Genomic DNA, 6,370 nt, shown 5'->3' on the forward strand with positions numbered 1-6,370 from the left:
AAGTCGGGTTTTGAATGGTTGTCATCCGTTATGATAATTGTACCAGAAGGCAATTGATAACCTGTTAAATTCCCTTGTTTCCACCATCTCCAAGCCGTTCGATAACTTATTCCTGCTTTTTTTGCATAGTCTGATAGTTTCATGTCTATATATTACCCTGCCTGACTATATCTGACTATATTTGTATTGAAACTTTACAATACTACGCTTACCGGCTAAAATCTCACCGATACGAGTTTGAGCTACGCTTAAATCTTTACTCAGTCTGTAGGGGCTAATATTGAGCGGTTCCAGAAAATCTAACTTGAGGATTTCACCGGGATGGATATTGGGCAACCGGTTGCTGTTCATTGCATTTAGCTAATTTTAGTGGTAGTCCACCACGCTCGAATCCTAACGCCTAACGATACTATTGTCAAGCAGAAGTAAGCCCCACACCCCACACCCCACACCCTTCTCCCCTGCTCTGTCCCAGTTTTTTAGAGAAAGTAACCGAGAAAAACCAGATCTTTTTTGCACAAGTTAGAAAAATTGTGTTATACTGGTAAATCTGTGAAGGTTTTTCGATAGGGAGTATTGAAAAAAAAATGACCAAACTGGGAACCCATTTGATTGTCGATGCTTGGCAAGTACCTGCTGACCTCCTCAACGATCCCGAGCGCATTCGCCGCGCTATCCTCGATGGAATTACGGCAGGAGAAGCAACGCTGATCGATTTGTGTGTCCACCAGTTCAGTCCCCACGGAGTTACCGCGACGGCGACTTTAGCTGAATCTCATATCGCGATCCACACCTGGCCTGAACACGGCTATTTCGCCGCTGATTTATTCTTCTGTGGTGCGGGTAAACCCGTGGTTGCCATGGAAATTTTGACCAAATCCCTGCAAGCAGGTGAGATTAAAGTGCGGGAACTAACCAGAGGATTCCCCGGTCCTGGGGCAGTTTATGAAAGCAAAAAGGAAGAACCCCTTAAATCTTCCCTGGTTATGGCCTAATTTCTAGGGACTGCCTCGATAATAAGTTAGCATCACTGGCGATCGCCTAAACTGAAATCGTGATCAGGATAACCTTTGTTTTTATCCTCGCCCTCTTTCCCTCTCTCGTTAGTCTCTGGTTAATTAACCGATCCCAACAGAGATTAAGCAACCGTTTGAGAGGGATTCGCCATCGTCACGAATACAGTGCGGTGATGGCCAGTGATTTTTTGTCAATACCTCTGGAGACAGAAAATAAACCGGCCTTTATCGGTGATCTTAGTTGTCGTTTTAATGCGTATTCCCCCCATTTGCGTTGTGCGGTTAATCCCCCAGGTCCTTGTGAAGGTTGTCGGCAGTACGAAGCTAAAACTGGCACAGCGTGGACGGCTTGAGGTTCCAAAAAGTTCCCTATTTGCTATCCTTAAAAATCATCGCTATAGCAATTGAGGAGTGTGGGAAAAATGGCGTTCAAACGAAATTTGACCCTCTTAATCATCGGATTAGGATTAACTTGTTTACCCGTATATCCGGCCCAAGCTAACCAAATCAGCACCGTCACCCCGAATACGGCGGCCAATCAAACTCTCGCTACCCATCTGGTCCTAAAACTGAAAGAGAGAAAAGTTTACGTTTATCAAGATAAGCAAGTTTTAGCACAATTTACCGTCGCCGTCGGCAAAAAAGGCTGGGAAACCCCCACTGGTAAATTTGAGGTGCGGGAATTAGTTCGCAATCCCGTCTGGAAAAGTCCCTGGACGGGAAAAGTCAGCACCCCCGGTCCCAATAGTCCCCTAGGGGAAAGATGGATCGGTTTTTGGAGTGACGGCAAAAATTCCATCGGTTTTCATGGCACCCCCGCGGAAAATTCCCTCGGTAGCGCCGCTTCCCATGGTTGTGTGCGGATGCGGAATCGGGATGTAAAAGTGTTGTTTGATTTAGTCCGCATGGGAACCCCCGTCATCGTTCAACCTTAATTCCGGCAGGTATTTTTTTAAGATAGGCAGGTCTTCCGGGCGATCAATATCGGCTAATTTAGGCAGATAAGCGGTTTTTAAAGCCAGTTTAGCGGCGATTGTCTGAGTTTTTGCCAGGACTTCCCCCGTTCCCCAGGGAATATCGCTAAAAAGCTCTGGAAAGACCTGTTTTAAAGCAATTAGGTAGTATCCTCCATCTAACGCTGGCCCTAAAACCATATCGTGGGTTTTTAGGGCTTCAAAGGCTGCTAAAATCTCTTTTTCCCCGATTTCTGGGCAATCTGTGCCAATAATAGCGATCGCTGTCATCCCTTGAGCAAAACCATCGGCAAAAGCATTTTGCATCTTTTCTCCTAAGTCTTTTCCCCGTTGAGAATGATAGCAATAATGCTCACCTAACCAAGTACGCATTTTCTCCTCGCTGCCACCATGGTAGTAAATGATCAGGGAGAGAAAATTCCTCAAACCCGCTAATTTACTGAGAGTATATTCGGCCAGTTTGCGGTGCAATTCTTCGGCTCCCTCGGCTGCCAAAGCTGGAATCATCCGGGTTTTTACTTTCCCCAATTCCGGATAACGGGTAAAAATAATCAGTTGTTGTCTCCAGTCCACGAGTGATTGCGACGATGATATTAATTATAAGTTTTAGCATACTGTCAATAGGAGGCAGGAAACCCAATAAAACAGGCTTTATTGGCTTAATATAGATTATTGCAAGTGGGTGGGTGGAATTAAATATAAGATGAACGTAGGTACGATGGCAGCGATCGCTTTATTGAGTCAAAACCTTTTTCCTAGCGGCATTTCAGACTTTTTCAGCAAAACCTAATTAGCTAGGGACTAGGCTTTTTGGGTGAGTTTAAACAGGATAAACCAGCATCTTTAGCAGTAGGATACTTGATTGGGACAAAAGCAAAATCTGAACTTCGTGTCCGACACTCCACAATGTGAACAAATTCTACGGAGGGATCTTGGGGATCGCCATTTTCATCAAACTTCTTGCGATCACCATTTTCATCGAATTTAATTGTCCCAGTTGCACCTTTAGTGACAAGAAAATCAGGAGACTTTAAGTGTTCAAGGATATTAATTCGTGTGGGAGTATTTGCCTTTTCTAGAGCTTTTGTTAGAGCAAGCGTTGCATCATAGGATAGGGCTGTTATTGCATTAACAGAAGTTGTAGTCCATAAAATTTTAGCATCCTTAAGAAAATCCTGGTTAGGACTGGTTAAAGAATCCCAAGGAACCGTAATAACAAACTTTTGAAAAGGTTGTAGGTTGTTAATTTGTTCTAAGGTACGAGAACTACGAAGCCCCCATGATCCGATAACCCAATTTTGACTATTATTAAGTTTTATAAGTTTAATTGCATCGCCTTGAGCATCGCCAATTGCTTTTGGGGATAGTACAAGCCCTATTGTTTCTGTTATTTTTCCTTGTCTTTTTCGTAACTCTTGGATGGCTTCTTCTGCCTTAAAATTATTTCCCAGATCAAATTCATCTAATTTTACTACAGTTCCAGAGAATGGAGGGCTTGTAAAAATAGTTTTAAAACTATTAAAAAAAGATTCACTAAATGGACTTCCTTCACTATAAAAGCCTACCACTTTTTTAATAGACTTTTCTTGCAAAAATTTTGCAATGGCAGGAGATTGTTGCTCGACAGAAAAAACAGTTCGCAGGAAATTTTTTCTGGGGTATTTAGTAAGCTCGCTAGTCGTTGATCCGGGAGAAATCAAAACTAAATTATTTTCCTTATAAATATCCACCGTTGCCACAGTCATTTCACTGGGATAGTGACCAACAACCCCTAAAATTTCAGGACGCTGGGAAAGAGATGATGCTATCTTTTTGGCTAATAATTCTTTATTTTCATCATTAGTAATGACAACTTTTAATCCCTTACCATTAATCGCTTTTTTGTTGATAAAATCTTGATCTGGAAAATACTTGAGGAATGGATCATTGTCATTTAAAAGTCCTAGATTAATTTTTGTTTGTAATTGTGCTACTCCTCGTAACATTTCTTTTGCTCGACTATCATCATCATCATCATTAGAGCTATTTTGATTTTTGGGAATACTAACAGCAACAGCAATGGTGTAATATGGCTTTTTAGTGGCTTCTAGTAAAGCATTATTTAAGTAAATTAACGTTTCTGGATCTAGCCTATCCTGTTGCCATGCGTCCTTAAATCTTAACAGGGCTTTTTGATAATCACACTGTGCAAAATATTCTGCACCTTTCTTCTTGTTAAACGATTGAGAGTAATTAAGAACTTCTTCTCCTTCACTAATAAAGTCGCCCGTTTGTTTTGGACAATTAGATGGAATTAATCGAGTAATAATACCAGGTCGATAAATGGCAATTAAACCTACAACTGCTATTAATGGTATTCCTATGCTAACTGGCAGATTTAATTTGAAATTTTGGGGCTTTAAAGTTTTTATAGAATGCAAAATTTGGGCAATTTTTGCATAAGGCGAAGTGCTTGTTGGAATCGTCGGAGTAATGGGATAAACCTCATTTTGCACTTCTTCTTCAATCACCTGAATATCCTCATCCCTCAGCCCGTAACGGCTTTGTAACTCTTTTAGTCTCCTTCTGTTTCCTTCTGTTATTGAAATAGAATCAGCTAATAATTCTCTAAAAGTTGCTTTGTACTCTGTTAGATTTTGTAATCTTTTTCTGAATGGCGCAAGATTCTCTTGTTCAATAATATCTGCCTCATTTAAGGATAAATCTAATTCGTTTCTTAGTTCATTTAGGCAGTTTCTTTCTACACGATTAAAATTTTCTTTACATATATTTTCCTTGCTCCATTCATCTAGAATTTCTCTAACCTTCTCACGATAAATAAATATAGGATCATTAGCAGCAAGAGGAGATTTGGCTAAATAAATAGTATCCTCTCCTTCAAGAGAAAGATAAAATTTGGGAGTCATTGCCGGGGCAGCTTCCTTTACTCGTTCGCTGGCATACTCATGCAATTCATTAACAGAAATTAATTGATCACCATCCTTATCGGCTGCACCAGTTTCAATTCCTTCAACTAGATATTTTGTATAGATGGACAAATCGTTATTGTCCGACTCAAAAGAATATTCAATCGGACTAGAAGAGGTCAAAATCGCCCTTCCTTTACCTCCTAATTCCTCTTGAATGTTAAGTTCCCCTTTGATTGGCATTCCCATGATTGGCATTCCCTGAACCAATGCTCCGCTAAAACAGCAGTCGAGAATAATTATCTGCCTTTGGGAACGACTATCTGTGATGTACTCTTGAAGTTTACTTGCCGCTAAAGCTGTTGCACGACGAAAATCTCCATTCTGATCACGCCCAGTGTCTCTTGTACTTAGAAAAAATCTAGCCTTTTGATCTTTAAGTCCATGCCCAGTAAAATATAAAAGCACCAAATCATCTCGCTGTCGATCAGCAAATAAAACCTCAACTGCTTTTTCCATGCTCCCTTTGTCTGGGTTAGGCAAAACTGTAACCTGATCAAAGGCTCCCATGTCTGGATGCTCTAATACTCGGCGCATTGCTTCAACGTCTAGAATGGCACTAGAAATTGGGCGCAATCCTTCGGAATACTCGCTCACACCAATTAACAAAGCAAATTTTGCCATAATACCTTCTTTAACCTGAGATAAAGTCTTGAGCCGCTTTAATAGCCATTTCCAATTCTTCTCGACTGTGAGCTTTAACCGTCAACTTGCGACCATTGGCCTCTACCGACAATTCTATCGGTTTACCTCCCAGGCGATCGCCCAGAAACCCTAACAGTTTTTTGCCATTAGCGGGGTTAACTTCGGTCATTAAGATTCCACCCAAAAAACCGCCCAATGACTTATTACCTTCAGGAGGATTGGGATCAAGAATACGTTTAACCGATTCAACTTCATCTGCCTGTTCTAGTTCTGTCAGTAATACTTGGACTTGTTTGTCGCGTTCTTCAGGTTCCAGGTTAGGATCGTTAAAAGCGATCAGCAATTTAATCGTAGATTTGTTACTCATAGGAAGTTGAGTTGAAATAATATAGGATAATACTAATCTTACTGAATTATGCAAATTTTACCATATAGCATCTGAAATCTAAATAAGTGATCCCATTTCATACTACCCCTTGCCGAGTGCCGATTTCTTCACTGATGTTGTGATGTTGCTGAACATAGAAGATCGATTTTTCAACTTGCTCCAAGAAATCATAACAATTATTGTGTGTTGGGTTTCCTTACGTCAACCCAACCTACAGGCTGCAAATTTTTCCCAGGGAATTAAGGCTCTTCGTTACCCTTTATGCTAAATCAACAGACAAGATGCCAAGACAACATACTTCTAACCCAAAAATTCCGAAAGTTTCTAAAGCCATAGCCTCTCCGTTTTATTAGTTTAAGTTTATTGTTGATTCCCTCGACC

The 6,370-nt window shown here is 40.8% G+C and carries 7 protein-coding genes and 1 pseudogene; 3 read left to right on the top strand and 5 right to left on the bottom strand.

All coding sequences use genetic code 11. From position 1 onward, the window contains the following. Positions 1-198 precede the first annotated feature (198 nt). A pseudogene (locus IM322_RS00055) lies at positions 199-351 on the bottom strand (helix-turn-helix transcriptional regulator); the annotation flags it as partial. Positions 352-587: 236 nt separating this feature from the next. On the opposite strand from IM322_RS00055, the gene speD reads away from it, so the two are divergent. From speD to IM322_RS00070, 3 genes are all read left to right on the top strand, one after another. Beyond that, a complete protein-coding gene (gene speD / locus IM322_RS00060; RefSeq protein ID WP_002759529.1) occupies positions 588-995 on the top strand; it encodes an adenosylmethionine decarboxylase in 408 nt (135 codons plus the stop codon). A gap of 59 nt (positions 996-1,054) precedes the next feature. After that, positions 1,055-1,369, top strand: coding sequence for a DUF6464 family protein (locus IM322_RS00065; protein ID WP_287674737.1), 315 nt, complete (start codon positions 1,055-1,057; stop codon positions 1,367-1,369). 69 nt (positions 1,370-1,438) lie between these two features. Beyond that, positions 1,439-1,951, top strand: a complete 513-nt coding sequence (locus IM322_RS00070) for a L,D-transpeptidase (RefSeq protein ID WP_002735789.1) — start codon at positions 1,439-1,441, stop codon at positions 1,949-1,951. Here the strand turns inward: IM322_RS00070 and IM322_RS00075 are convergent. The 4 genes from IM322_RS00075 to IM322_RS00090 form a co-directional block, all read right to left on the bottom strand. Then, positions 1,913-2,563 carry a TIGR04282 family arsenosugar biosynthesis glycosyltransferase gene (locus IM322_RS00075; protein ID WP_287674739.1) on the bottom strand — a complete coding sequence of 217 codons (651 nt, stop codon included), beginning with the start codon at positions 2,561-2,563 and terminating at the stop codon, positions 1,913-1,915. The genes IM322_RS00070 and IM322_RS00075 overlap by 39 nt on opposite strands. A 221-nt stretch (positions 2,564-2,784) precedes the next feature. Further along, entirely contained in the window at positions 2,785-5,580 is a 2,796-nt protein-coding gene (locus tag IM322_RS00080; RefSeq protein ID WP_287674741.1) for a caspase, EACC1-associated type, read from the bottom strand. A 10-nt stretch (positions 5,581-5,590) separates the two neighbouring features. Beyond that, positions 5,591-5,968, bottom strand: a complete 378-nt coding sequence (locus IM322_RS00085) for a hypothetical protein (RefSeq protein ID WP_286827314.1) — start codon at positions 5,966-5,968, stop codon at positions 5,591-5,593. A gap of 290 nt (positions 5,969-6,258) precedes the next feature. After that, positions 6,259-6,370: transposase (locus IM322_RS00090; protein ID WP_071784045.1), on the bottom strand; the 112-nt coding region annotated here is incomplete at its 5' end.

Source organism: Microcystis sp. M109S1 (genome assembly GCF_020247025.1).
Classification (GTDB): Bacteria; Cyanobacteriota; Cyanobacteriia; order Cyanobacteriales; family Microcystaceae; genus Microcystis.